Source organism: Pseudomonas sp. EA_5y_Pfl2_R50 (assembly GCF_963970475.1).
GTDB lineage: Bacteria > Pseudomonadota > Gammaproteobacteria > Pseudomonadales > Pseudomonadaceae > Aquipseudomonas.
This window is the reverse complement of sequence record NZ_CAXAPT010000042.1, coordinates 1-981: the sequence shown is the minus strand read 5'-3', so window position 1 is coordinate 981 and position 981 is coordinate 1. Positions and strand designations below refer to the sequence as shown.

The following is a 981-nucleotide window of genomic DNA, read 5'->3' as shown; positions in this document are numbered from 1 at the left end:
CCGATGACGTCTACAAAGACGCCGGCAAAGTCGAAGTCACCATCAAGGACGCCACTGGCGGTAACTTCGAGAACCTGGTGCCGAGCACCACACCAGCCGTGACCGAAGTGACGGACACCATTGACACCTCGACCGTGAAACTGACGGCTGACACCTCGGTGGCTGAAGGCGGCACCGTCACTTACACCGCCACTGTTGGCGCTCCGGTCACCGGTTCGCCTGTCATCGTGACCCTGGCCAATGGTCAGAACATCACCATCGAAGTCGGCAAAACCACCGGCACCGTGACCACCACTGCGCCTAACGATGCGTTGACCGGCAATGCGCCGCTGACCAACTCGATCACCGGCGTTTCCGGCGGTAATTACGAAGATCTGGTCGCCGACAAAACCCCGGTATCGACCACTGTTACCGACATTGCCGACACCACCAACCTGTCGCTCAGCGCAACCGGCTCCGTGGCCGAGGGCGGTTCGATCGTTTACACCGCGACCCTGACCAATCCGGCCGGCTCGCCAGTCACCGTGACCCTGTCGAACGGTTCGGTAATCACCATCGAAGCGGGCAAAACCACAGGCACCGTGACGGTTCCAGCACCCGCCGATGACGTCTACAAAGACGCCGGCAAAGTCGAAGTCACCATCAAGGACGCCACTGGCGGTAACTTCGAGAACCTGGTGCCGAGCACCACACCAGCCGTGACCGAAGTGACGGACACCATTGACACCTCGACGGTCAAACTGACCGCCACCGAGTCTACGGCTGAAGGTGGCACCGTCACTTACACCGCCACCGTCGGCGCTCCGGTCACCGGTTCGCCGGTCGTCGTGACGCTGGCCAACGGTCAGAACATCACCATTGAAATCGGCAAGACTACCGGCACCGTGACCTTCACCGCGCCGAACGATGCACTGACCGGTCAGGCGTCGCTGGGTAATTCGATCACGGGTGTAAGCGGCGGCAACTACGAAAACCTGGTGG

The 981-nt window shown here is 61.1% G+C and carries 1 protein-coding gene; it reads left to right on the top strand.

The window, feature by feature from the left end:
• Positions 1-981, top strand: a 981-nt coding sequence (locus AACY19_RS26570) for an immunoglobulin-like domain-containing protein (RefSeq protein ID WP_339454461.1), incomplete at both ends; no start/stop codon positions are given.